Annotated in this window: 23 protein-coding genes and 1 pseudogene; 10 read left to right on the forward strand and 14 right to left on the reverse strand. The window is 45.1% G+C overall.

Annotated features, from left to right (window positions below; all coding sequences use genetic code 11):
- Positions 1-38 precede the first annotated feature (38 nt).
- Together RH88_RS12685 and RH88_RS12690 are read right to left on the reverse strand one after the other, a co-directional pair.
- On the reverse strand, positions 39-935 hold the full coding sequence (locus RH88_RS12685) for a hypothetical protein (RefSeq protein WP_005596538.1): 897 nt from the start codon (positions 933-935) through the stop codon (positions 39-41).
- Positions 902-1726 carry a HipA family kinase gene (locus tag RH88_RS12690; protein WP_005596539.1) on the reverse strand — a complete coding sequence of 275 codons (825 nt, stop codon included), beginning with the start codon at positions 1724-1726 and terminating at the stop codon, positions 902-904. Before RH88_RS12690 ends, RH88_RS12685 begins: the two co-directional genes overlap by 34 nt.
- A 509-nt stretch (positions 1727-2235) precedes the next feature.
- Here RH88_RS12690 and RH88_RS12695 point away from each other — a divergent pair.
- Both RH88_RS12695 and RH88_RS12700 read left to right on the forward strand, forming a co-directional pair.
- Positions 2236-2574: a hypothetical protein gene (locus RH88_RS12695; RefSeq protein WP_005596540.1), complete on the forward strand. Its 339-nt coding sequence runs from the start codon at positions 2236-2238 to the stop codon at positions 2572-2574.
- 213 nt (positions 2575-2787) lie between these two features.
- Entirely contained in the window at positions 2788-3315 is a 528-nt protein-coding gene (locus RH88_RS12700) for a hypothetical protein (protein ID WP_005596541.1), read from the forward strand.
- A gap of 314 nt (positions 3316-3629) precedes the next feature.
- Here the strand turns inward: RH88_RS12700 and RH88_RS12705 are convergent, their stop codons facing one another.
- From RH88_RS12705 to RH88_RS12715, 3 genes are all read right to left on the reverse strand, one after another.
- On the reverse strand, positions 3630-4124 hold the full coding sequence (locus tag RH88_RS12705) for a YcxB family protein (protein WP_005596542.1): 495 nt from the start codon (positions 4122-4124) through the stop codon (positions 3630-3632).
- 116 nt (positions 4125-4240) lie between these two features.
- Positions 4241-4483 carry a hypothetical protein gene (locus RH88_RS12710; protein ID WP_005596543.1) on the reverse strand — a complete coding sequence of 81 codons (243 nt, stop codon included), beginning with the start codon at positions 4481-4483 and terminating at the stop codon, positions 4241-4243.
- Between the two features lie 186 nt (positions 4484-4669).
- Positions 4670-5635 (reverse strand): substrate-binding periplasmic protein, encoded by a 966-nt coding sequence (locus RH88_RS12715; RefSeq protein ID WP_241212190.1) that lies wholly within the window; start codon positions 5633-5635, stop codon positions 4670-4672.
- A 356-nt stretch (positions 5636-5991) separates the two neighbouring features.
- Here RH88_RS12715 and RH88_RS12725 point away from each other — a divergent pair, with 356 nt between their 5' ends.
- Both RH88_RS12725 and RH88_RS12730 read left to right on the forward strand, forming a co-directional pair.
- Positions 5992-6342 (forward strand): hypothetical protein, encoded by a 351-nt coding sequence (locus RH88_RS12725; RefSeq protein ID WP_005596546.1) that lies wholly within the window; start codon positions 5992-5994, stop codon positions 6340-6342.
- Positions 6343-6366: 24 nt separating this feature from the next.
- Positions 6367-6951: a hypothetical protein gene (locus tag RH88_RS12730; protein ID WP_005596548.1), complete on the forward strand. Its 585-nt coding sequence runs from the start codon at positions 6367-6369 to the stop codon at positions 6949-6951.
- Between the two features lie 132 nt (positions 6952-7083).
- Here RH88_RS12730 and RH88_RS12735 read toward each other — a convergent pair whose 3' ends face one another.
- On the reverse strand, positions 7084-8370 hold the full coding sequence (locus RH88_RS12735) for a DEAD/DEAH box helicase (protein ID WP_005596549.1): 1287 nt from the start codon (positions 8368-8370) through the stop codon (positions 7084-7086).
- 214 nt (positions 8371-8584) lie between these two features.
- On the opposite strand from RH88_RS12735, the gene RH88_RS12740 reads away from it, so the two are divergent.
- The 4 genes from RH88_RS12740 (at position 8585) to RH88_RS12755 (ending at position 11301) form a co-directional block, all read left to right on the forward strand.
- Complete coding sequence (locus RH88_RS12740) at positions 8585-8935, forward strand: MerR family transcriptional regulator (protein ID WP_005596551.1); 351 nt, start codon at positions 8585-8587, stop codon at positions 8933-8935.
- A 59-nt stretch (positions 8936-8994) separates the two neighbouring features.
- A complete protein-coding gene (locus RH88_RS12745; RefSeq protein WP_338131495.1) occupies positions 8995-9579 on the forward strand; it encodes an NAD(P)H-dependent oxidoreductase in 585 nt (194 codons plus the stop codon).
- Positions 9580-9753: 174 nt separating this feature from the next.
- Complete coding sequence (locus tag RH88_RS12750) at positions 9754-10752, forward strand: FUSC family protein (protein WP_005596555.1); 999 nt, start codon at positions 9754-9756, stop codon at positions 10750-10752.
- 72 nt (positions 10753-10824) lie between these two features.
- The gene (locus RH88_RS12755) at positions 10825-11301 is read left to right on the forward strand and encodes a peptide-methionine (S)-S-oxide reductase (protein ID WP_005596558.1); all 477 of its coding nucleotides are present in this window, start codon (positions 10825-10827) and stop codon (positions 11299-11301) included.
- 72 nt (positions 11302-11373) lie between these two features.
- Here RH88_RS12755 and RH88_RS12760 read toward each other — a convergent pair whose 3' ends face one another.
- From RH88_RS12760 to trxB, 8 genes are all read right to left on the reverse strand, one after another.
- Positions 11374-11886 (reverse strand): hypothetical protein, encoded by a 513-nt coding sequence (locus RH88_RS12760; RefSeq protein WP_005596559.1) that lies wholly within the window; start codon positions 11884-11886, stop codon positions 11374-11376.
- Positions 11887-12082: 196 nt separating this feature from the next.
- Positions 12083-13498 (reverse strand): aspartate aminotransferase family protein, encoded by a 1416-nt coding sequence (locus RH88_RS12765; RefSeq protein ID WP_005596561.1) that lies wholly within the window; start codon positions 13496-13498, stop codon positions 12083-12085.
- A 158-nt stretch (positions 13499-13656) separates the two neighbouring features.
- The gene (locus tag RH88_RS12770; RefSeq protein WP_005596563.1) at positions 13657-15189 is read right to left on the reverse strand and encodes an NAD-dependent succinate-semialdehyde dehydrogenase; all 1533 of its coding nucleotides are present in this window, start codon (positions 15187-15189) and stop codon (positions 13657-13659) included.
- A gap of 276 nt (positions 15190-15465) precedes the next feature.
- The gene (locus tag RH88_RS12775) at positions 15466-15978 is read right to left on the reverse strand and encodes an Lrp/AsnC family transcriptional regulator (protein WP_005596565.1); all 513 of its coding nucleotides are present in this window, start codon (positions 15976-15978) and stop codon (positions 15466-15468) included.
- Between the two features lie 37 nt (positions 15979-16015).
- Positions 16016-17203, reverse strand: coding sequence for a M24 family metallopeptidase (locus RH88_RS12780; RefSeq protein WP_005596566.1), 1188 nt, complete (start codon positions 17201-17203; stop codon positions 16016-16018).
- Between the two features lie 438 nt (positions 17204-17641).
- Entirely contained in the window at positions 17642-19378 is a 1737-nt protein-coding gene (gene cydC / locus RH88_RS12785) for a heme ABC transporter ATP-binding protein/permease CydC (RefSeq protein WP_005596569.1), read from the reverse strand.
- Positions 19371-21158 (reverse strand): heme ABC transporter permease/ATP-binding protein CydD, encoded by a 1788-nt coding sequence (gene cydD / locus RH88_RS12790; RefSeq protein WP_005596571.1) that lies wholly within the window; start codon positions 21156-21158, stop codon positions 19371-19373. The genes cydC and cydD overlap by 8 nt, the downstream gene beginning before the upstream one ends.
- A gap of 128 nt (positions 21159-21286) precedes the next feature.
- The gene (gene trxB / locus RH88_RS12795; RefSeq protein ID WP_005596573.1) at positions 21287-22249 is read right to left on the reverse strand and encodes a thioredoxin-disulfide reductase; all 963 of its coding nucleotides are present in this window, start codon (positions 22247-22249) and stop codon (positions 21287-21289) included.
- Positions 22250-22647: 398 nt separating this feature from the next.
- Between trxB and RH88_RS12800 the strand changes: the two are divergent.
- Positions 22648-23305, forward strand: a pseudogene (locus RH88_RS12800) (2OG-Fe dioxygenase family protein).
- Positions 23289-24527 carry a cysteine desulfurase-like protein gene (locus RH88_RS12805; RefSeq protein ID WP_005596574.1) on the forward strand — a complete coding sequence of 413 codons (1239 nt, stop codon included), beginning with the start codon at positions 23289-23291 and terminating at the stop codon, positions 24525-24527. The pseudogene RH88_RS12800 and the gene RH88_RS12805 overlap by 17 nt, the downstream one beginning before the upstream one ends.
- The last annotated feature ends 26 nt before the right edge of the window (positions 24528-24553 follow it).

Consider the following 24553-nt stretch of genomic DNA (forward strand, 5'->3'; position numbering starts at 1 on the left):
AATGTATTTTGAAACCTTAAACGCTTGTTATAATAAATCTACTGCAAAAGGCTATCCGTCAGTATTCTTTCTGTCACTCTTTTATAGTCTTGCCCCAAAGCAATACGAATATCTATATCGTCCCCTAGCTGTTCTAGTTCTTCGGATACGGAATAGAGCTTTAATTTAGACGCCTTAGTTAACTTTTCTTTTGGGGGAGTCCAAACATTAACTTCCAAATGATTAAAATCAGACATGCCTAACTTGTTCAGTGAATTTAATTCTGTTGCTTGTCGTATAATCCTATTCTGTTGCAAAGAAAATGAAGAGCTATCAGGGTCTAAAGCACCAAAGTTAAAAGCTATATTATTACCAACATACCCAATACTTGCCGCTTTTGCTCCCTTACGAAATTTGAACTCACGATTGAAGTTATTTGAAAGAGTAGGTCTTAATTGGAGTGTTTCTGTTTTAATTGTATTTGCCCAAACCTTAGCCTGAGATTCAGTTCTGCTTTTAGTTATTTCATCCTCTCCACTTATAAAAAGAGCTGAAAATACAGAATAGTTTTTCCTAACTTGATAAATTATTGATTCAAGGTCCTTGTCAAAAGTCTCTACAGACTCACCGATAAAAACACCTTTAACATTTGGAACAAAAGTTTCGAACTTGTTCGTTGCACGGACATGAGCATCAAAGCTTGTGAGCACAAAGTTAGCTAGTGAATGTAAATCACTACCTTTGCTACCAAAAACTTTATTCAGCGCTTCAAAAGGCAAAGTGTTGACAACTTTTATTGTTCCATCAATAGCCCTGAAAACCAAACCAATGGTAATTCGCTCTCCGGAGAAAGTAATTGGTTCAAGATAGACTGGCACCCAAAGAGCTGAAAACGTGTTTGAAAACTCTGGCAACCTAAACTTTAAACTAGCTGAGGAATTCCCAATTTTTGACATAATAACTCTACCGAATAATCAATTCTTTCTTGAAGGAACTTAGCGATGTCTTCTACGTTAACATTGTTATCAATCATTTTATAGAATCCGCTAGCATCCAAACTATCAAAATCTACATTATGAGCTTTGCTCATTAATGTAGTCGCCTTTTTCTTCATTTCGTATTTATCACTGAGTTCTTTTTGGTGAGCAATACTCTCATACAAAGCGTTATGCGTTTCCACCTTTGTATCATGCAACGCCCAACGTGGCATATAGTCTCCGGTCAGAGCACTCCCGTGATCGATTAACCAAAAATCGTTATCCGCTGGTGAAAATAGATAGTTACACATTGTTCTATCAGGGTTAGCAATCCATTCATCGAAAGCAATAATTAAATCTAGATGCTCCCATGCATCAAAAAGTGCGTTTGCTTTATCATTGTCAACTGCAAGTAATCGTTCAAAGCTCATAACATCTGGATCTGGACTGCCACTTGCAAAAGCTAACATTTCACCGCGATTCGCAAACATCGATTCCTTTTTTACCTTTTCTGGTAAGTTGTTCGTATCGACATAAACTAAATAACAATCGGGGATATTTAGCCCTAGAGCTTTTCCCACCTGTGCGCAAGCCAACTCAGCAATTGTTTGGCGATAATTGTTTGTTAGTTTGATATAAGCATTTACAGACCGAGGTTCTGCTCTTAATGAAACTTTCCAAGTTTCAGCTTGAGAACCAGAATGCTCTCGCCCAAAATACGTTGAAACAATCGTATATGGTACGTTTTTCAACTTAATTTTCTTTGTCATCTAGTGATGAACTCCTTATTTTTTATAACAGCTACTAGGCAAAAAAATTCTCTGTCTAGTTCTTTCTTTAGTCTAATTCTATTGAAATTTTTCACATAAAAACATGAGCTTAACTATGAAATCCAGCTAAATAAATGCAAAAGGCAGAAATATTCTGAAAGAAATGATGAGGGTCAGGTCTTTCTTTTTGCCTCGCATTACTTTTGGTATGTCTAAAATTGCTGATTATCTGAATTCGTATTTCGAGGCGTAACGCATAACGGGGCATAAAACAACGAACGGGGTCAGGTCTTTCTTTTTGCCTCACATTACTTTTGGTATATCTAAAATTGCTGACTATCTGAATTCACATTTCGAGGCGTAACACTAAAAGGGACAACAAGCTGTTTCAAATTGGCTGAGTGAACATACCGAAGTGGCACTTAATGACCAATTTTAGCCAAGAAATCTTTACGACGTTCGCCGCTGATAGTGATAAAATCGCCGCAAAAGAATTACTGAGAAACCCTATGTTTATCCATCATGTTAACGGCATCGACTGGCTGGTGATTACCGCTTTTGAAGAACTGAAAACGATGTTTATCGAAGATGCAGGGGCGATCCCGTCTTGCTTCTCTAGCACCAGTGAATTGAGCCTGATTGATCAAGCTAAGCGCAGTTATGGATATTTGCCGACACTCAGCGGCGTCATCACCGATGTTGGCACTTTTCAAAGCAAGAATAACGAAGAAGATTTAGACCCACAGCTTGCTTGCCTAGTTGAGGGGCGTGGTCGGGTGTTTATCTACCACGGCGGCTTTGTCGCTTTTGTAGATGACGAGCAAACTTTTATTACTCGAATGGACTGAAAATCATTCGGTAAGTTGAAATCGACGAATTGGCATCTCTAACAAGGCAAGGGTAGTTCTAAGTTACGAACTGCCAGCGGAGAAGGTTCCGAACAATTGTGTGTCGATGATATGGATAAATTAGCGTTGCAAGGATTATCAAGGATATTCAAATCTTTAACCGAATAGGCGAATACGCTCATCCACTAAAGTTATATAAGACAGGTTCCGACAATGCCAATTAAAGATGAGTATTATGTTTTTTCAAATGACTACTCTAAAGTCAATTTTGTCGTCAATATGAACGATACTCGCAGACTGGGGATTTTGCGAGACCAAGCGATATTAACAAATATCCCAGCTAGTTTTGAATGCAAAAGTCTGCGCACCTTTAAGCCAATCGCCGCAGCATTCGACATTTCGGCGAGCATTAAGCTGCTCTTTGATATGGACTATGCGCAACCTTTAGCTGAGTTGGATCTATATAAGAATTCGCTTGTTCCCGCTAAGATTATTGATAAAGATTACCTTTATCTTCACTGCTACAACATCATTAATATTTTGGATGATGAGGTCGGTTTTGACTTCGAAAAGTTAAACTCGATTGCGTTAGAAAATAGGTTGGTGTTTAGGCCCTCATTTGAGTCCATCATCGTCTTTTTTCATCAGTCTGTGATTGACGCAATTGTCGCAATTAAGACTCCCTCCTACGCAAAGCCAGTCAAAGTCTCTGATTGGACGATAGAATCTGAGTTTTCATAAGCTTAAAAAACAGCGCCTAAATAATCATTTGCTTAACAATAACTCGATATTCACTAGATTCCCGCCTTCGCGGGAATGATGAAGGCTAGAGTTTTCCGTCGCTGCGGGAATGATGGGGAAATAGGGCATTTGGGAGTTCTTAGACTCCCTTTTCACAAGGCCAAAGAAAGTTATTACGTCAGTCAGTAAGCGGGATAGCCTCTCTTAATTCACCAAGCTCAAGATCAAACAAGGCGAACCAATCGATTCGCCTTGTTTACTGAGAAAGTGATGACTTGCTTTGAGATACTAGCTTATCGCGAGGCGCAATAAGGTTACTTGGATTGAGATGCGGCGTGCTGCTCAACCATGAACGCAATTACTTCTTCATTTAAGCAAGATTTACTCACGTATTGACGTTGTTTACCGATATGCAGGATGAAACCTAAATCGGTTTGTTCAAGTTGGTCGATTTCACTCCAGCCGAGTTTGCGGTTGATTTTACCACTTTTATAAGTCACACCATCAGCGTTCACTTGCAGCTGCACTTTTCTCATGCGGCTCGAGCTTATGGTTTGTCGCCATAACCACCATGTGCGCTTGCAATAAACACTGAAGGCTTCAATAACACTCAATACGATAAAGAACCAACCAACATAACCGTTAGGTAATAGCTCAAACTCTAATAAAACCACACCAAAAATAAGAAAGAGCAGTCCTTTTAAATACGCGTGTGGGAATTTAACGGGTTGGCTTGTTTGATCATAACACTCAGCAAAGAAAGGCTTGTCGAGCGTATATTCTGTAGTGAAATCGAAATCTTTAGACATCTATGATTACTTCTAGGTTTCTGTGAATGAGTTTTCCATGTTGCGAGCGTTCAACATGGGCATGGTCGCGCAGCGCCGAGCTTATCATTAACAAGGTTGATTCTATGTTGGGACAATTAGCGGGGCTGGTGGCCTGTTTTCTTCGCAAATTGTTGCATCGCCTCGGCAAACGTTGTTGTGCCGCCTTTGGTTTGAACCTGCATTACCTTGTGCCCCATCTTCTCCAACGCTTGGCGCTCTGCCACAACCGCGTCGTCGTTTGGTTGACTGCCCTGTACAGGCTGATGAATGTAACACCCCTCTAGTTGACCATCTTCGACCAGTTGGTGGTGTTTCAGTGCATCGATATCAAAATTCATAGTCAGTCTTTTAGTGTGAATGGCGAGTCTCTATAGCAAAGCTCGCGAGCATTTATCGTTATTTCCAATCAGGCATTATAACCATAAAAAGTGAATGTAAATACAGCAATCCAATGGTCTGTCATCGGGACGAATGACGCAAGGAAAGAGCGCTCAAACTGAAAATGGCTAAATTCGTGGTCATCTTCATTCTTCAGCAAAGTATTCATGCAGTACTTGTCGCCATTCTGGGCTGTGACGGATTTTGAGCAGCGCACGATTAATCTGTTCTCGATATGGGCTGTTGTTTTCAATCGCGAGACCATAGTTTTGTTTTTCAAATCGATACGGTAGCACCGTTAATTGTTCGTATTGGCCTTGTTCTTTGGCTTGCTTAATCAGGTATTTGAGCACCGCGTCGTCGGCAACGATGGCATCGACTTCATTCCCGTCGAGTGCTTGTAAAAGTTGGTCTATATCTGCGTAAGTACGATGCACAATCGCTTGAGAGATCAGGTACTCAGAAGAGGTCGACGATTTTTTCGCGCCGACAGACATGTTGGCCAAATCGTTAACGTTTTTGATGTCGCTATTGAGTAGACCCAAGGTGAAGGTACTGGCGAGCACGGCGGTCACGCTAGCTATAAAGAAGGTGGTAAAAATTGCCAGAAAGACGGTGAGTATTCGCCCTGGTAGGGTCTTAAATTCAAAATAGTTAAAGGGGCCTTTGGTAATAAACAATAAGCCAAGGATAAAGCCTTCGACCATTTGCGCTTTTTTTCCTGGCATGGAGTAGAGCTTGTCGTTAATCCGGTGTTCGAGTAGGTAGTAAATAACCCCAACGATCGCGGCAAGCACAAACACAAAACCGATGATATAGAGCAGTTTGGTGTTGGTGAAAATGTTACCGATAGAAGCGAGGTAGCCTTGCTGCTTAACGGCGATGGCTAAATGGGTTTCGTAAAATGAATGGGAGAAATCGAGGATTTCTTCTCTTTGTGGCGTGATGGACAAGCAGGATACACCGACATTCAATGAGCCGTTGGCGATATCATCGATCAATTCGCTCAGGCCGTGATCGGTGATGTTGTAGCTTACGCCGAGATCTAAGGCGATCTCTTGCCACAAAAACAGACTTAATCCAGAGTAACTGCCATCTCCCTCTATGATCACAAAGGGTGGGCACTGTATGTCCCGACATTAATGTTGGCGAGTGTGTTGTTTTCTGCCATGGATGGTGCGGACGAGAACACCATGAGGAACGTAAGCAGCAAACTGAGTTTAGCGGTTGTTATTGTTTTCATCATCACGCCTCAATCGCTCCTTATTTACTTTGTTTCTTATCAGTATAGCGTTACTTTTGCTTACGCTGGCGTCGACCTCAGCTGCGCTTTGGCTTTGTTGATCTCTTAGCCTTTGTGACTCTTCGCGCATTGCTGACTATTTTCGTCAATGACGTTCACTTGCGAGTTGTGCTTATTCCACGACAGTGGCAGGCTTGGCGAAAATCCCAAAACAGAGACGTGAGAATGAATTTTGCGCACATGTCAGACGAGCGAGTGTGGCAGATCGCCGATGATCTGATGGACAATCTAATGGCGGGTTCTACGATAATTGATCATGCTCAGCATACTCGAGATTTTACCCAGCGAATGCGGGATATCGTGACGCCAGAATATCTCCAACGGGTTTGTGTTCATTATCAAGACGAGAAAGGCTTTTTTACACAACGTGAGCGTGTGGCTTTGTTTCGCAGACCAGATTCATTCGCTCTTGTTTGGAAGCAGGCGTTCAGCAAAGTAGACGGTGAGTATGTCGCAGAAATGGTCATGGTTGAGCGTGATGGTCGAATTTTAGTGGATCATGTCATGGTGTTTTAGCCTGGGTTTAGCAGTAAGTGGACAATGAACGAGTTGAAAAAGAAAAGCACCGCTGAGAAGGCGATTACCCTCTTGCTTGGCGTGACGATGATTTTAGGTCTCATCGGGCTGTTTAGTGATTTTGTGCCGATTAAATCGGTACAAATATTCGGTGGGGGTGTTGCGATATTGCTGATGGCAGTGACGATCATTTATGGTCGAAAAATGTCGATCCTTAAGCCGCATTTTAATAATCGTTATTTGAAGGTAGTGGAATCACTGTTTGGTGGCGGCCTTTTATTAATGCTGTATTGGGTCTCTGCCGCTTATGCTCTTCCTTCCATTTATACGCAATGGATGGGCACAGAGCATAAGAAGGTCGAGATTGTCACGCCGTATCATCTGCCAGCGACAAAAGAGTGCGATTACAAAATTGAGAGCGATTATATCAAAGGCACCTCACGTGGTTTTATTTGCATTACGCAAGAATGGTATGAACTTGATGAGACGAATTATGTACTCTATGGCGATCAATCTGAATTAGGTTTTTATATTCGCGGTGTGGTGCCGCTAAAAGCTTTACGGAGCGCCATTGACTCTCGAGGAAGTGAGTCTAGTAGCAGCCTTTAAGAGAAGTGTATTAACAAAAAGATGCCTAATAACAAAAAAGCAGCCAATGGCTGCTTTTTGCTTTTATCTTTGTCTATTTGCTGTGGGCAAGTGTTTCTGCCTACTCGCGATAGGCAATTTAGACTGTGATTGTTAGTTGTTTTTCAACCAAACGTCACCTTGAGCGGCTTGGTTCTTTTTACGTTTCTTTTTGCCCGTACCTGCTGGTTTTGCCATTGGCTTGTTTGCCTCAAGCATGGCAGCAGTAATGGTTTCGTCCACTTCAAAGCCCGGTACTTGTTCACGCTCAAGACGAATTTTGTTCTTTTTCTCAATCACTTTGAAGTGGTGGTAATCTTCGTAATCAATTAGCGATAGCGCTAAGCCCACTTCGCCAGCACGACCACTGCGGCCAATACGGTGCATGTAATCTGATGGGCTGCGTGGTAAATCGTAGTTGATGACCACAGGCAGTTTTTCCACATCCAGACCACGCGCTGCGATATCAGTAGCGATAAGTACATCAAGTTGGCCTGCTTTAAAATCTTCTAATACGCGAGTACGCGCACCTTGGCTTTGGTCGCCATGGAATACTTCAACTGAAATACCACGTTTGTAGAGCTTGTCGGCAAGATGTTCACAGCCGTTTTTCGAATTCACGAAAATCAGTGCTTGGCGCCAGTCATTTTCTTTAATTAGGTGAGCCAGCAGCGCGGTTTTTTTGCCTTTATCTACGGTAAACACACGTTGAACAAGCGTGCTAGCTTCGCTGCTTTGCAGTTGCACTTCAACAGGGTTATTCAATAGCTCTTGAGTTAGCGCTTGCACTTCTTCAGGGAAGGTCGCTGAAAACAGTAAGGTCTGCTTCTGTTTTGGTAGCAGTGCCAACAGCTCTGACAGTTCCTCGGTAAAACCAAGGCTTAACATGCGGTCTGCTTCATCCAGTACTAAGGTTTTTACTCGATCGAGTTTAACGGCATTGCTTGAAATTAGATCAAGTAAACGACCCGGAGTGGCCACCAAGATATCAGCACCGCCACGTAGCGCGAGCATTTGGCTGTTTACTGATACACCACCGAACACACACACGGTTTTCATCGCGCCATTAAAGTGAGTCGCGTAAGACTTGATGTTGTCCGCCACTTGCTTTGCCAGCTCACGAGTAGGCACCAAGATAAGCCCAGTGACTGAGTTATTTTTTCGGTAAAGGCTTGGATGCTGATTAATGAAAATGTTCTGCAACATTGGTAGCGCAAAAGCGGCTGTTTTACCTGAACCTGTGTTCGCTCCAGCGATCAAATCACGGCCTGCCAATACACTTGGGATCACTTGTGCTTGAATCGGTGTAGGTTGTTGATATTCAAGCTCAGCTAGTCGTGCTAACAGGGGTTGAATCAGGTTTAGTTCAGCAAAGTTGGCTGGTGTTGTCGCAGTAGTCATTAATAGTAAAAGCTCAATACAAAGAGAATGGCGCGCATTCTAGCGTATTTACCTGCGCTTAAGTAGAGGAATGACAAAACTAAAGGGAGAGTAATGAAAGCATGATGCGCGCTTAGTGTTTAAAGTGAGTTGATTTCATTAAAGTAATTGCGAATATATAGTGTTTACGAGATGTTTTCGTGCTTAGCGTATTCAATATTCATGGAGTAATAACGTGTATATCGGTGAAATAGCAAAACGTTCAGGAGCCTCGCCTAAAGCGATTCGGCTCTATGAATCACTCGGGCTACTGGTTGATATTAAGCGGCAAGGCCGCTATCGAATTTATGATGAGCGTGATGTTAAATTTGTACGCTTGATCAAAGACGCGCAAACCCTTGGCGTGAGTTTGTCTGATTTGCGCTCGCTAATGGTTGAACGAAATGAACTTAATTGGCACGCAGCGATTGACTTGTTGGCTGAGAAGCTAAATCGAATTGATCATGATATGCAGGCACTAGCGAGGCAGAAAGAGAAAGTTGAGCAGTATCGTTCTGAAATCGAAAAGTGTTTAAATCCTACTTAAAAAGCATTGACTCTGCCCTATAGGACAAGCGGTAAGCTTATGGTTTTATAGGGAGTAATATGATGTGTAAGAAAATTTTAGTCGTCAACGGTAACCCAAAACCTGATAGTTTTTGCGCTGAACTGGTTAACAGTTATATCGCTTCGAGCAAGCATAATGAAGTGAAACTTATCTCGTTACATGAGCTTGAGTTTGATTGTGACCTGACCAGTGGCTACGACGAGATTCAGGCGCTTGAGCCGGATTTGGTCGACTTTCAACAAGCGATCTTATGGGCGGAGCATGTGGTATTTGTTTTACCCGTTTGGTGGGGCGGAATGCCTGCTAAATTGAAAGGTTTAATTGACCGAACCTTTTTACCCGGCTTCGCCTTCAAATTTTTGGAAAATAAAACCATACCGGAAAGGTTGCTCAAAGGGCGCACAGCCGATGTGATTGTCACCATGGACTCTCCACCATTTTACTATCGTTGGTTTCAAGGTAATCCAGTGGTTAAGCAGTTAGAGCGTACTATTCTAAAATTTAGCGGCTTCAAACGTGTCTCTGCGACTTACATTGGCCCTGTCATTAACTCTACGATAGTACAAAGAGATAAGTGGACTAAGCAGGTGGTTAAGCTTGCCAGCAAACGTTCAGTTGGTTAACCGCTTTTCTCAAAGAGCGTGGTTGCTTAGACTATCCCGCTCTGTGCCCCGTGTCGTTTGTATATTCATGGTTGGTTCTTTGTTGTTGTTTTCCGTGGTTGTGTCATGCTTCGAGTATCTAAATTAAGATGTTTTTTGCCACTTTATTGTGCAAAAAAATACTTGGAGATCGTAGTGCTAACAAAACCAAGTAAAGATGATTGGATTCGCGGCGTTTTATATGCAACTGCAGTTGGGTTGCCTCTGTTATTACAACCTTGGATTGAGAGCCAAATTGTGGTGTTTATTACTCTTGGCGCTCTATTTACCTTGAGGCTCGATCCTCGTAGCCATGTTAAGCATCAGGCGATAGCGATGATCGGCGGAGTGGCATTAGTCATACTCGCCGGCGCTGTGGGTACGTTATTGGTCGGTCACTTCGAACTGGCGATTATCGTGCTTGTGGTTATCAGTTATTTGGCTGGTCAGCCAACAATAGAACAAAAATATTTCTCGTTACTAGGAAAGTTTGTCGCGGCGGCGTTTGTACTTGAGGCGGTTGGAAGCCCGGTTACGTTGATGACGGGTGTTGCTTTCTTTTGTGGCGGAGTGTTGGCATTGATTCTAACCATTCTACAAGCTCGCTATTTTGCCACTCAGGTCAATGGGTGGTCACTGGTGGATGAATGGCAACAACTGCGTTCTGGGAAGATCAATGGCCCACTGTATGGTATGACGCTACCGATCACTGTTCTGGTTTCGATTTTGAGTGCGCAATGGCTTAATGCTCAGCATGTCTCGTGGGTTGGTTTGACGGTTCTATTTGTGATGAATGTGGATACGGTGACCGCTTGGCGTAAGATTTGGATGCGAACTGCCGGAACCTTGTTGGGGGTGATCAGTGCCTATATTGTGGTGGTCTTTTTCCCGAGCGCACTGTTGTCCTTTATTATTGTGTTATCAGCCCTTTTTATGCCGATGTTTCTTCGCCAAAATTACATGATTTTTAGCTGGTTAATGAGTATATTTGTGTTGCTGGTGGTCGATCTGGCGATGCTGCAAAGTGGCGGCGATGAATTTTTGATTCAGTGGCGATTTATCGATACTCTCATCGGTTGTGCGTGGGTGATGGTCAGTTTAAGCTTACTGCATTTAGGCAGGAAATGGTGGCCTAACCAACCCAATAAAGGCTAATTTAAACGGTGGGTGAAAGGGCGGTTTGATAAAGAATTTGAGCTTACATACTTGGTTTTATTGGAGACGATGATGCAAGAAATCTATTTCGCTGGTGGTTGTTTGTGGGGCGTACAAGAATTCATGCGCCACCTACCGGGAGTGATGAGCACTGAAGCCGGACGAGTGAATGGCAGCAGTGATACAACAAGTACGCCTTATGATGGTTATGCGGAATGTGTGCGAACACTGTTTGATCCACAGCAGGTATCGATAGCTCAGTTGATGGATTTTTTCTTTGAGATCATCGACCCATATAGCCTTAATAAGCAAGGCAATGATGTGGGCGAGAAGTATCGAACGGGCGTCTATAGCACCAACGCTGCTCATCTCTCTCAAGTAAAACAGTATATTGCGCAGCGCAGTGATGCAAACAAGATCGTCGTGGAAGTCTTGCCAATGCACAATTACGTTAAGAGTGATTTAGAGCATCAAGACCGGCTGACAAATCACCCGAACGATTACTGCCATATCTCGCTCGACTTACTGCATAAATACAAGTTGCAATAACGAAAAAATTAGCTCTGAGTAGTTCATTCCGGATGTAATAATAAAAGGCAGCTCTATAAGCTGCCTTTTATGCTAGTTATTATTGATTGTAATATTGACGGGTTGCGCTTGAGGTTGAGGTTGAGGTTGTTGAGGTAGGGCATATGGCGTCAACACTGGTTGGCGATCTGGAATAATAATGCCTTCTTTATTGAACATCTCTACATTCACGTTTTCATCATATGTATAGAAATTACCAGTCGCTAGATCAATTGGGCACGATAATGTGAAAAGACACAGATCCCAAAGAATGTCTAAAACCAGCATACTTTGACGGAAATCACTTTCAACGGTGATTGAACCCTCTTGGTATGGCGATTCACAGAATACATCTAGATCGCTTGAGTCACGATCGATAAAAACTCGATCGTTGCGACCTTGTGCGTATTCGGTGCTATTTGCATTTTCGACTTTGCACTCAATATTTGAATATCCACCCTGAACTCCAACGGGCTTTACGCGTACTGATGTTTCACTGCCAGTGAGGATTGTTGCACAACCTGAAAGACTAGCCACGATGGCGGCGGTAATAAAAAATGTTCTCATGAATATATTGTAAAGGTTAACTTTAATATGAAAGGGAGCGCATTATATTCACTAATTGGTGGGAGTAAAGTTAGTTCTATTATATAAAGTTCTATTTGTTTAAATAAGCGTCGATTGTTGTGAGTCTTTATATTTAAGTAGAAGTTAGCATTGATATTAAAGGCTCATAAATTGAGCCTTTAATATCCTATTTACGCTAATCAAGCCTAATCACCTGCCATTGTTTGCTGGTGACCAGATGATCGGTGACCTTGTTGATGGCGTGATGGGCTTTTTCAACGATCATGTCGATGTCGTCTTTGGTGGCGATGAGTGGAGGAGCAAAGCCTAAAATGTCGCCATGAGGCATTGCTCTGGCGATAAGGCCAGCTTCGCCACATGCTGCAGCAATCATTGGGCCGACTTTCATGTCGGGATCAAACGCCATACGACGCTCTCTCTGTGATGAAAATTCTAGCGCGTGTAACATCCCTACGCCACGTGAATCACCAATAATCGGGTGGTCAGCGAAGGTTTCTGCCATGCGATGCTGTAAATAAGCGCCGTTGTCCGCCGCTTTTTGGATCAGGTTTTCCCGTTCAATAATGTCCAGATTACAGTTGGCCGCCGCCGCGCCAAGTGGATGGCCTGAATAGGTATAGCCGTGACCAAATGCGCCCCAGTTATCGGTGCCGTTTTCCAATATTTGCCAGACTTTATCGCCAACAATTACCCCAGAAAGCGGCTGATAAGCCGAGGTGAGCCCTTTCGCAATGGTGATCAGATCGGGACGCATTTCGTAGTGAATCGAACCAAACGGAGATCCGATTCGGCCAAAACCGCACACCACTTCATCGGCAATTAATAACACATCATACTTATCGAGCACTTGTCGAATCGCAGACCAATAACCTTCTGGTGGTGGAACAATTCCTCCTGTGCCTAGTACTGGTTCGGCAATCATGGCCGCTACCGTTTCCGGTCCTTCTTCAAGAATCATTGCCTCTAATTGATAAGCGCAATAAGCGGAGAACTCTAGCTCACTCATTGAGTCATCACGGCGATGGTAGTAGTAGGGGGAAATGGTGTGCTTAATGCGCTCAAGCGGCAAATCAAAATGGGCGTGAAACAGCGGTAAGCCGGTCATTGAGCCAGAAGCGATGCTTGAACCATGGTAGCCTCGCTCGCGAGAGATGATTTTTTTCTTCTCTGGGCGACCTAATACATTGTTGTAATACCAAACCAGTTTGAGTTGGGTTTCATTTGCGTCGCTACCAGACATGCCGTAATAAACTTTGCTCATGCCTGAAGGGGCCATATTAATAATACGCTCAGATAATGTAACCAGCGCTTCATTGGTATGACCGACATAGGTGTGATAGTAGGCGAGTTTTTTCGCTTGCTCGTAAATGGCCTCAGCCATTTCTTCACGACCATAACCGATATTGACGCAGTATAAACCAGCAAACCCATCGATCAATTCGTTGCCGCAGGAGTCATGAATGCGAATGCCACTCGCGCCGGTAATGATCCGACCCGGAACTTCGCCATGCGCATATTGTTTGAGATGAGTTGAGGCATGAAAAACATGCTGGCGATCGCTATCGAGCAATTGTTGAGTTTTGTTATCCATCTAAAAACACTCCTAATTGTCGGGCTACGGGTTGAATCGAGAGGGAGATTACAACCGCAGCGTTATCTAAATTTACTTTTTTACGTCACCTGTTTTACGGTGAAAGAGGCATTGTGAAAATTTTAAAGGTGAAAAGGGTCACCACTTTATTCTTATATTCAGCTGCCGCTAGCTGTTGGTAGCGCGCCCAAGCAGCAATATTTAATTTCGCTGAACTCATCAAAGCCGTGCTGGCTACCTTCGCGGCCAAGACCGGATTGTTTCATGCCACCAAAGGGAATGGGATGACCGGTCATTTTCACCGAATTTACGCTGATCATGCCAAACTCTAAGCCGCGCATGCAGCGCCATATATCGTGAATATCATGACCATAGACATAGGCGGCGAGGCCATATTCAGTGTCATTACCCATTTCAATTACTTGGTCTATATCGTGGTAAGGCAATACTGCCGCTAACGGGCAGAAATTCTCTTCTCGATACACCGCCATATCGGGTGTGACATCGGCTAAAAGGGTCGGTGAGAAGAAGTTACCTCTGGTTGAAGTATGACCTTTTGCGGAAGGACTCTGTGCGACGATGCGCGCCCCTTTTGACAGTGCATCGTTGAGCAATTGCATCGCTTTTTCAGCCGCTTTTCGATTAATCAGCGGGCCAACGGTGACATCGGGGTCTAAACCGTTGCCAACCACTTGCTGCTCAACATGTTGAGCGAAATGTTCGAGAAAGGCATCGTAGTGCGTGTGGTGAACGAAGATGCGATTTGCAGCCAGGCAATCTTGACCGGAGGTTTGAAATTTTGCATCTGCAGCAGCCTGAGCCGCTTGGGCAATATCCATATCAGGTAAGACGATAAACGGCGCGTTGCCCCCTAATTCCATACTGCATTTTTTAACGGTGCTGGCGGCATCACTCAGTAGCAGCTTGCCAATCGGTGTAGAGCCAGTGAAGGAGAGCGCTTTGACCTTATCGGATTGACACACGACATGAGAAAAGGTGCTGGCTTTACCCGTTACGATATTGAATATCCCCGCGGGAATACCCGCTCGGTCAGCGAGTTCGGCTAAGGCGAGTGCGGAAAAGGGCGTTTCACTGGCAGGTTTGATTAATACAGGGCAGCCAATTGCCATAGCAGCGGCGGCTTTACGCGTGATCATCGCATTAGGAAAATTCCACGGGGTAATGAGCGCCGCTACGCCAATGGGCTCACGAATGGTCGAGAGTTGTGCGTTGGGAATGTGGCTAGGAATGGTTTCGCCATAACTACGTCTTGCTTCTTCGGCAAACCAGCGGACAAAAGAGGCGCCATATTCAATTTCACCCAGCGCTTCGCTGTAGGTTTTCCCTTGCTCTATCACCATCAAATGGGCGAGGTCTTGCTTGGCTTCAAGGATCAGTTGGTACCAGCGCATCAGATATTCGCCACGTTGATCGGCTTGTAATTGTCGCCAAGGTTTAAAGGCATTATCGGCCTCAAGAACCGCTTGTTCCATTTGCTCACAACTGAGTTGTGTTGAGTAACCAACTATTTCATCGCTGGCAGGGTTATAAACTGGATTAAACTGCTCGCCACTTATCCACTTGCCATTAATGTAGGCAAGGTTACGGACCAGACGCACATCTGTAAGGGCAGCCATCATTTCATGTGTGGCTTTGGTTTCTTCAATAACAAATCGTCGAGCTGTGCTCATGGCAAATCCTCCAACTTGTCTATTTTCTAACAGAGAAGCGTGAGTACAGCGACAGCCGAGAGGCGGTAAAACGTTTTAGATAATCATGGCGTGTACTCACCGTTTGAAAGAAGCTGGCTGATTGAAGGAGACACCAAGTCAACGGCTTTCATAGTTAAACCTTAGGCGAGAAGCGGTGTGATTTTTTTCTGTAATAAGCGTTAAACGTGGTGAATTTTCTGAAATGGCGTACGTTTTCGTGAGTAGACGGTTCGAGTTTGGCTGGCTGAATTTGAACTAGTTTCGCGTTGTGGCTTCGGAGTGGTGAATGACGCCGGCTTCGTCCTCATTGATGGCGATCACTTGCTTTGGTTGCTTGACGATCTTAGTCACAATGTAGGTGTAATAGCGCTCAATGCCCATATTTGATTCGAGCCAGCGGTCGATACAACGTTGGTATTGGTCGATGTCAGCACACTTTAGTTTTACCACATAGTCAATGCCGCCCCCCGTTGCGTAACATTCTAATACTTCATCGGTTTTAATCACTTGTTGCTCAAACTGTTTAAACGCTTGTGCGTTGTGCTGTTTTAGCGAAATTTCCACGAGAACCGTGGTGCACTTGTTGGTTTCGCTAAGTGAGATTTTTGCGCCGTATCCTTGAATGATGCCTGCCTGCTCCAGTTTTTTCACCCGTTCCCAGCAAGGACTAATGGAAAGGTTGATTTGCTTCGCCAATTGCGACTTAGTAATACGGCCATCATGCTGAAGAATTTGCAGTATTTTCATGTCGTATTTATCTAAGCGCATAGCGGTTCTCCTTGCTGTTTCGGCTGGATGTAGAGGCTTAATGTTTGATAAAAAGATGACGAGGAAAGTCGCACAAAGTTTTGGCTCCTTGCTTGGTGATCACGATACTTTCGGTCGTTTCGAGCCCCCAATCTTCAAACCATAGTCCCGGCATGAGATGAAAGGTCATGCCTTCCTGTAAAATCGTGTTGTCGCTATCACGCAGGCTCATGGTGCGCTCGCCCCAATCGGGTGGATAGCTCAAGCCTATGGGATAACCACAACGAGCGCCTTGGCGTGAGAATCCGGCTTTATCGAGAATGCGATTGAGGGTTTGCGCCACTTCTGCGCAGGTATTGCCCGGTCGGGCCGCTTCGATACCCGCTTCTAAGGCTTTTGTTAGGGCATGATCGGCGCGTTTGAATTTGTCACTGGGCTCTCCAAGAAAAATAGTGCGAGAGAGCGGGCAGTGGTAGCGCCGATGCGCTCCGGCGATCTCAAAGAATGTCCCTTCACCTTTACGAAAAGGGCGATCATCCCAGGTTAAATGGGGGGCGGAGGCATCTGCCCCTGAAGGTAATAGCGGCACGATTGCGGTGTAGTCGCCAAAATGATCTTCATGGCCCAAAATCGCTTGGCGATTGAGCTCGGCGACTAAATGATGTTTTGGCAAACCCGGCTCAATCATGTCAAAAGCGACTCTATGCATGTTTTCGACAATCCGCGCGGCGCGATACATATAGTTAAGTTCAGTCTCTGATTTGACTGCACGACACCAGTTCACTAGCCCTGTGGCATCAACCAAGCTGGCATTAGGCAAATTGTCGCTAAGAGATTCGAACGCCGTGGCACTGAAATAGTAGTTGTCTTTTTCCACCCCAATTCTGCCGCGATCCCACAATCTTGGCTGTAGAACACTCTCGACGAGATAGGCCATTGGATGTAGCGGTGGATTCATCACATAGTGATCGGGGTAATAGGCGATGTTCTCGGCAGACATATAGACCGTGCGGTAAGCACCATTGGCATCTTGGCAGCGACCAAACCAAACCGGATCATCAGATGGGCCAATCACCACGCATTGAGGCACATAAAATGACCAGCCGTCGTATCCCGTCAACCACGACATGTTTGACGGGTCGTGAATGATCAATACGTCGATGTTTTTCTCTGCCATCGAATGACGAACTTTAACCAAGCGCTGTTGGTATTCATCATGGTCAAAATGCAAAGCAAAGCTTGTCATTTCCAATCTCCTTATTGAATCACTTAGCTGTGCCTTTGGTGGCCGTTGTGCTCTGCTAAGGTCGTCACAGTGAAGAAATCAGTCATTGCTGGTTAGCTTGGCTGCTGGGCTTCTATAGAGCTTTTATCTTGAATTGTCTTGTTGTTCGATGAGGCGAATACACCTTGTTTGTTTGGCCGTTTGCTAAGAGGCAATCTTGGCAATCTCCTTCACCGATTATTACCAGTGATGTAATGGATGTTATAAATGTGTTAATTATCAGCTTGTGCTAAAAAAGCGATTTTCACAAGCGAGGAGGTGAAATAACTCTAGAGAATTGAGAATTGAGAATTGAGAATTGAGAATTGAGAATTGAGAAGCGAGGAGAGCAGAGAGGAAAAAGGCCGAATCAATAAGTTCGGCCTTTGAGGTTAGATAGTGGCAGTTAGCCTGTATTAGTTATAGCGTTTGATTAAGCGCGTAATAACGGCCTTTTTGCGCTAATAAATCACGATGCGAACCATGCTCGATGACGTGACCATCTTCAATCAGACACACCGTATCCATCTTGTCGAGATTGACCAAACGGTGGGTAATAAACAGCACGGTTTTATCAGCGAAGTGCTGCTCAAACAGGCGCATGATTTGTTGCTCAGTCTGTTTATCCAAACCTTCGGTGGGTTCATCTAGCAGTAGGATTGGCGCGTTATGCAGCAATGCACGAGCAATACCAATACGGCGCTTTTCACCACCGGAAAGTTGACGACCACCATCACCAAGCCAAGCATCTAAACCACTTTTCTCTGGAGTATCGCCTTGTAATAGTTTGCTCAAGCCAACCTTGTGCAGGGCAAGGCTGATTTCTTCGTCATCAGCATCCGGTTTAGCCAGGATTAAGTTGTCGCGTAACGTGCCATTTAGCACATCAACACGTTGACTGACCACAGTAACGGCGGCACGCAGTTGCGATTCACTCCACTGTTGAATCGGTTTGCCGGCGATCAGTAACTGCCCTTGATTCACATCCCAGTAGCGCGTCAACAGTTGGATTAGGGTTGATTTTCCTGAACCCGTTTGACCAACAATCGCCATGCGATGTTTTGCTGGAATATGAAGGTTCACTTGCTCCACGACGGGTTGGTTGCCATCAGGGTAGGTGAAGCTAACATCACGATATTCGACGCTAAACTGACCATCATGAGCAATTGGGCTTTCTGGGAACTGAACTTCTGGTTCGGCTAAGATCACTTCGTTAAGGCGACGAGCTGAGGTTAGCGTTTTACCTAAATGCTGGAAAGCACCTGCAATCGGCATTAGCAGTTCAACACTGGCCATCGTCGCGAAGGCAAATAGAGCAATCATTGGATCAGGTTTGGCACCTGCGACACCATCGGCTGCAAGCCAGAGCATCAGAACTAATGTCCAACCATTTGCCAGCATCAATAGCGCTTGAGCCAAGCCAGAGAAGTGCGCATTGACCAGTTGGTTTTTTAGTAGCTTTTCCTGCGCAGAGTAAATCGCATTGCGGTAGCGCTCTTCAGCACCAAACAGGGTCAGCTCACTGTAGCCTTGTAACCAATCTAGTGTGGTAATACGAAAATCTGCTTTGTTTTGCGTTAGTTCACTGCCGTTACGTTTGCCTAATTTGTAGAATAAAATTGGCCAAACGATGAGAAGAGTCAGCAATATGCCGCCAAGCGTTAAACCAAGGGTGGCATCAAACCAATATAAAACCGCGGTTAAGGCAGCAACGCCGAACACACCAACCACAACCGGATTGATAAGACGCAGATAGACATGGTCCATTGCATCAATATCAGCGACTAGGCGGTTAAGCAGGTCAGCATCACGTAAATTAGCCACTTTACCCGGCACGAGAGGGGCAAGTTTTTTAAAGAAGAAAATACGCAGATCGGTGAGCAGTTTAAACGTTGCATTATGGCTAACAACGCGCTCACCCCAACGACCAGCGGTTCTACCCATCGCACAGCCACGGACAAAGGCGCCGGGCAGCATGTAGTTGAACGTTTCACGGGCAATGGTTAAACCTGCTACTGCTGCCGCAGATAAGAACCAACCGGAAAGCGTTAGCAAACCGATAGAAGCGCCGACGGTAAGCAGCGCAAGTAGCATACCTAAAGTAAGGCCAAACCAATGTTTGCGGTACAGTTTTAAGTAGGGAAGTAAATCACGCATCTAAGTTCCCCTCGTTGCTGTGTTGCATGGCTTGATTGGCCGATAGCATTTGTTGGAATAAGCCATCGGTTTGAGAGAGCTGTTCAAACGTTCCGGCTTGAACGATTTGGCCGTCTTGCATTACCAGAATTTGTTCCACGTTTTGCAGAGGGGCCAATTGGTGAGTCACGATAAGCGCACTTCGCTCTTGGATTTGGTTATTGAGACCTTGGGTAACAAGGTGTTCACTACGCGCATCAAGGCTGGCTGTTGGTTCATCTAATAGCCAGAACTGGCCATTTTGCAGCATGGCTCGAGCCAGTGCTAAACGCTGCGCCTGACCAACGGAAAGTCCGCCAGAGCGATCAGAGACCGGATAATCAAGGCCATGCAGGTCAACAAATTCAGCGGCGAACGAGTCTTGCAACGCTTGCTTGATGACTGCTTCGCTAAGATCATCTTTACCTAGCGTGATGTTGTCACGAATCGTGCCGTGCACCAACAATGGGTTTTGTCCAACCCAGCTAATATGTTTGCGCCAATCGGCTAGGTTCAGCTCGGTACGTTCAATCCCATTAATGGTTAAAGAGCCTTGGTAAGGTAAAAAGCCTAAAATCGCATTCACTAAGCTGGTTTTACCCGCGCCACTTGGACCCACGAGAGCGGTGGTTTGTTGTGGACGCAATTCAAACGAAATAGGGCCGAGCAGTTTTTTACCCTCTAAGCTAAACACTTCTAAATCGGTTGCTTTGATGGTGATGTGGGTTGGATTTTGCAGTGGCTTATCGCCTGATTTTACTGCAGTAACATCAGTATCTAGAAATTCTACGATACTTTCTGCAGCGGCGACCGCTTGTTGTTTGGCGTGATAGAAGGTGCCGAGATCGCGAAGCGGTTGATAAAATTCAGGCGCAAGGATCAAGACAAACATACCGGCAAACAGAGTCACGGCTGCGCCGTAACCACCAAAGTTAAGTTCACCAATGAAGGCAAAGCCAAAGTAAACCGCGGTCAAGGCAATCGAGATCGACGTAAAGAATTCCAATACTGCAGAAGAGAGAAAGGCAATACGTAATACTTCCATTGTGCGTGAGCGGAACACTTCGGAAGCACCTTGCATCAATTCTGTTTCTGCTTTGGTACGGTCAAATAAGCGAATGGTGGTCATCGACTGTAGACGATCGTAGAAATGACCTGAGAGACGTTGCAAGGCTTTAAAGTTTTTTTGTCCCGCATCGGCAGCTTTAATGCCGACTAAAGCCATAAATAGCGGAACTAATGGTGCGGTGAGTAAGAAGATTACCCCGGCAGCCCAGTTAACAGGGAAGACGACCACGAGAATAATAAAAGGCACCATGACCGCTAAAGACATCTGCGGCAGATAGCGAGCGAAGAAATCGTGCATCTCTTCCACTTGCTCAAGCAGGAGGGTAGCCCAAGAGCCTGCGGGCTTACCTTTGATGTAAGCAGGGCCGAGTTCGCGCAGTTTGTCGAGAATCAACTGGCGAATGTAGATGCGAATTTGTTCACCACAGCGGTAACCAGCAATTTCACGTCCCCATGAGCATAGGGCACGCAACGCGATGGTAATCGCTAATGTGGCAAACTGGCCAATAAGCGCTGACTTATCGACTTGTTCGATGATCAATTGATGAAGGATGGAAGCGAGCAATGCTGCTTGCCCCAAAAGGAGAACACTTGAAAGTACGCCTAAACCGACAGCAAGGAGTAGCCAGCGCTTAGCCAGTTTACTTTGCTCTCGAAGCCACTTGTTCAAGCCGCGTTGTTTCTTTTTATCCATTATGAAGGCTTACTGCTGTTTTTTATTATTTGTGAACGGTTGAGTATACAAAAGAAAGCCCCGCGGTAATACCGCAGGGCTTTAGGGATTTAGTGAAAAAATGTGAGTAAACTCGGCTGAGGGCGATTTTACGCTTTGTCAGCTAGGCTATCGAGGTAGCGTTCTGCGTCCAATGCGGCCATACAGCCCGTGCCTGCTGAGGTGATTGCTTGGCGGTAATTATGGTCCATGACATCACCCGCAGCGAAGATACCTTCGATACTGGTTTGGGTTGCGTTGCCATCAAGTCCTGATTTAACAACGATGTAGCCATCTTTCATTTCTAACTGACCGTCAAAAATCGCGGTGTTTGGCTGGTGGCCAATAGCGATAAATGCGCCCATTACGGCTAACTCTTCGATGGTGTCAGATTGGGTATCTTTCAAGCGAACGCCTGTTACACCCATATCGTCACCCACAACTTCTTCCAAAGTGCGGTCGGTATGCAAAATAATATTACCGTTTTCAACTTTGTCCATTAGACGGTTGATGAGGATTTTTTCCGCACGGAAACTATCACGACGGTGAATAAGATGCACTTCAGCGGCAATGTTTGAAAGATACAAGGCTTCTTCAACGGCGGTATTACCACCACCGACAACGGCGACTTTCTGATTGCGATAGAAGAAACCGTCACAAGTTGCACACGCCGATACGCCGCGACCTTTAAACGCTTCCTCAGACTCTAAACCAAGATATTTAGCCGATGCACCTGTAGAGATAATTAAAGCATCGCAAGTGTATTCGCTGCTATCGCCTTTTAGGCGGAATGGACGCTGACTGAAATCCACTTCGTTGATGTGATCAAACAGCATTTCAGTCTCAAAACGTTCTGCATGCTCTTTCATGCGTTCCATCAATGCCGGGCCGGTTAAACCTTCCGGATCCCCAGGCCAGTTTTCAACTTCAGTTGTTGTGGTTAGCTGACCACCTTGCTGCATACCGGTAACCAGTACTGGTTTTAGGTTGGCACGTGCAGCATAAACTGCCGCGGTGTAGCCCGCAGGGCCAGAACCAAGAATTAGTAGGTTGCAGTGTTTTACGTTGCTCATTAGCGCTCCATTAGCATTACCCGAGCTACGCCTTAGGCGAGGTGGGGCTCACTGTACGTTGAGATTGTTTCTGATTGTAATAGAAATATTGGGGAGGGGAAAAGGACATTCAAGCCAACTATTACAAATAATTGGCTATAGCTTAGAACCAAGCTAAGCGGCTGAATTGAATAACAAACGCATGATGGCCAGTCAACTCATCTAGTTTTAGATGAGGCTAGGATTTTATGTTGGTGTATATCTCTGTCATGTCGGGCTTTAGTGGAGTTCTGTGTTGTATCGTTCAATTTAACCGATTCATATTTTGAGTTTTGTTGATTTGTTGGAATTAATGCGCAATAGTTAATGTAATAAAAATGTTAAACTTGCGAAGGTGTATATTCATTAAGGAGTCGATGATGATACATAATCATGAGAATACGCTGCAGCTGACTCAACTGAGCCGCAGTGCGATTCGCCAACTTTCCCCTTCATTTGGCACGTTGCCACATACTAAGCACGCCGATGGGCAATATCGTTTACGCCGTTATTCTGTGATCCGATTTGTTGATGGCAAGGTGATTGTGACGGACAAAAACGCCTTCGTGCAATCTGAAGATATTAACCATTTTCAAGGTGATATTGTGCGTCAATTTGAGCCTTTGCTTGATGCGACGTTAACCAGCCAAGGAATGCAAGAAATGTGTCGCCTTGTTTGTGGAAAGCAATGAACTTGCAAATGGGCAAGAGATTGAAATTCATCAGATACGTGTGACGGCTATCTTTGACGAAACACAAGTTGCACCGGAAGGTGTGCACCAAGATGGCTTTGATCATATTGCCCTTATTGGTATTGACCGCCATAACATCGTTGGCGGAGAAATAATGCTATATAACGATAATCATGAAGCGCCATTTTTTAGGAAAGTACTGGAAAATGGTGAAGTGGCGTTATTAGCCGACAGCAAATTATGGCATAACGCTTGTCCTATTCGAGCGATTGACCACCACAATGAAGGTCACATGGATGTGTTTGTTTTGACGGCTAAGGATGGTGTTGATGAGCTTCACTCCTGAGCGTGTACGAGCGCAATTTAGCGCCTTGCATCAGCGGCATAATAATCAAACCGTCAGTTTTTTTGATGGGCCGGGTGGGGCGCAAGTGCCGATGTCGGTGCTCGATGCAATGAGCGCTTATCTAGGCTACTCCAATGCCAATTTGGGGGGACATTATTTTACCAGCCACAAAACCAATCAATTGCTTAGTGACGCGCGTAGTAGTTGCCAAGCGTTGTTGAATGCGCCCAGCGCCGATTCAATCGTATTTGGCGCTAATATGACTTCGCTGACTTTTTCTTTGAGCCGGGCGATTAGCCGCCATTGGCAAGCGGGAGATGAGGTGATTGTCACAGCCCTTGATCACTATGCCAATGTGAGTACGTGGCAGCAGGCTGCGGAAGATAAGTCCGTTCAAGTTTTTATGGCAAGAGTGGATCCACAAGATTGCAGCGTTGATATAGATCATCTACTGTCATTGATTAACGAAAAGACACGTTTAATTGCGATTACATTAGCGTCCAATACCACAGGATCTATTGTCGATATTGCACCAGTGATCGCAGCGGCGAAAGCGGTAGGAGCTCAGGTGTATGTGGATGCCGTGCACTATGCACCTCATCACCTCATTGATGTTCAAGCACTTGAGTGCGATTTTTTAGTCTGTTCCGCTTATAAGTTTTGTGGGCCGCATATCGGTATTGCCTATATTGCCCCCAAATGGTTGCAAGTATTGCAGCCTTATAAAGTAGAGCCTGCCGCGGATCTTGGGCCGGGACGCTTTGAAACTGGGACACAAAGCTTCGAAGCATTAGCTGGGCTGGTGGCAACGATTGAGTACCTCGCTCAATGGGCTGATGAGCGCCTGACGCTCAGAGAGCGTTTAGAGCAGAGTTTTAAAATTTATAATCGCTATGAAACTCAATTAAGTGACTATTTTCTGCTGCGTTTAGGCAAAATGAAAGGGGTCACATTGTTGGGGCGGGATGTGGCTGACGCTAATCTGCGCACCCCAACCTTTGCGCTGACGTTCTCGGGCATTGAGCCGGTGAATGTCGCTAAAGCGTTAGGCGAGCAAAATATATGCCTGTGGAGTGGGCACTTCTACGCTTTGGGTTTGGTGCGTCAACTCGATCTAGAAAAAAACGGTGGTGTGGTACGCATTGGCATGATGCATTACAACACGAAGGCGGAGGTCGATCGTTTGTTTGACGCGCTTGAGCGTTTTTGTGTTGCTGATTGATTTAGGGATCATTAATCACACGGTGA

Source organism: Vibrio scophthalmi LMG 19158, assembly GCF_000222585.1.
GTDB classification, from domain to species: Bacteria; Pseudomonadota; Gammaproteobacteria; order Enterobacterales; family Vibrionaceae; genus Vibrio; species Vibrio scophthalmi.

Excerpts from the sequence above, each read along its gene's own strand:
- RH88_RS12685 (WP_005596538.1), bottom strand. The coding sequence starts at position 935 with ATGTCAAAAATTGGGAATTCCTCAGCTAGTTTAAAGTTTAGGTTGCCA.
- RH88_RS12690 (WP_005596539.1), bottom strand. The coding sequence starts at position 1,726 with ATGACAAAGAAAATTAAGTTGAAAAACGTACCATATACGATTGTTTCA.
- RH88_RS12695 (WP_005596540.1), top strand. The coding sequence starts at position 2,236 with ATGTTTATCCATCATGTTAACGGCATCGACTGGCTGGTGATTACCGCT.
- RH88_RS12700 (WP_005596541.1), top strand. The coding sequence starts at position 2,788 with ATGCCAATTAAAGATGAGTATTATGTTTTTTCAAATGACTACTCTAAA.
- RH88_RS12705 (WP_005596542.1), bottom strand. The coding sequence starts at position 4,124 with ATGTCTAAAGATTTCGATTTCACTACAGAATATACGCTCGACAAGCCT.
- RH88_RS12710 (WP_005596543.1), bottom strand. The coding sequence starts at position 4,483 with ATGAATTTTGATATCGATGCACTGAAACACCACCAACTGGTCGAAGAT.
- RH88_RS12725 (WP_005596546.1), top strand. The coding sequence starts at position 5,992 with ATGAATTTTGCGCACATGTCAGACGAGCGAGTGTGGCAGATCGCCGAT.
- RH88_RS12730 (WP_005596548.1), top strand. The coding sequence starts at position 6,367 with ATGAACGAGTTGAAAAAGAAAAGCACCGCTGAGAAGGCGATTACCCTC.
- RH88_RS12735 (WP_005596549.1), bottom strand. The coding sequence starts at position 8,370 with ATGACTACTGCGACAACACCAGCCAACTTTGCTGAACTAAACCTGATT.
- RH88_RS12745 (WP_338131495.1), top strand. The coding sequence starts at position 8,995 with ATGATGTGTAAGAAAATTTTAGTCGTCAACGGTAACCCAAAACCTGAT.
- RH88_RS12755 (WP_005596558.1), top strand. The coding sequence starts at position 10,825 with ATGCAAGAAATCTATTTCGCTGGTGGTTGTTTGTGGGGCGTACAAGAA.
- RH88_RS12760 (WP_005596559.1), bottom strand. The coding sequence starts at position 11,886 with ATGAGAACATTTTTTATTACCGCCGCCATCGTGGCTAGTCTTTCAGGT.
- RH88_RS12765 (WP_005596561.1), bottom strand. The coding sequence starts at position 13,498 with ATGGATAACAAAACTCAACAATTGCTCGATAGCGATCGCCAGCATGTT.
- RH88_RS12770 (WP_005596563.1), bottom strand. The coding sequence starts at position 15,189 with ATGAGCACAGCTCGACGATTTGTTATTGAAGAAACCAAAGCCACACAT.
- RH88_RS12775 (WP_005596565.1), bottom strand. The coding sequence starts at position 15,978 with ATGCGCTTAGATAAATACGACATGAAAATACTGCAAATTCTTCAGCAT.
- RH88_RS12780 (WP_005596566.1), bottom strand. The coding sequence starts at position 17,203 with ATGACAAGCTTTGCTTTGCATTTTGACCATGATGAATACCAACAGCGC.
- cydC (WP_005596569.1), bottom strand. The coding sequence starts at position 19,378 with ATGCGTGATTTACTTCCCTACTTAAAACTGTACCGCAAACATTGGTTT.
- cydD (WP_005596571.1), bottom strand. The coding sequence starts at position 21,158 with ATGGATAAAAAGAAACAACGCGGCTTGAACAAGTGGCTTCGAGAGCAA.
- trxB (WP_005596573.1), bottom strand. The coding sequence starts at position 22,249 with ATGAGCAACGTAAAACACTGCAACCTACTAATTCTTGGTTCTGGCCCT.
- RH88_RS12805 (WP_005596574.1), top strand. The coding sequence starts at position 23,289 with ATGAGCTTCACTCCTGAGCGTGTACGAGCGCAATTTAGCGCCTTGCAT.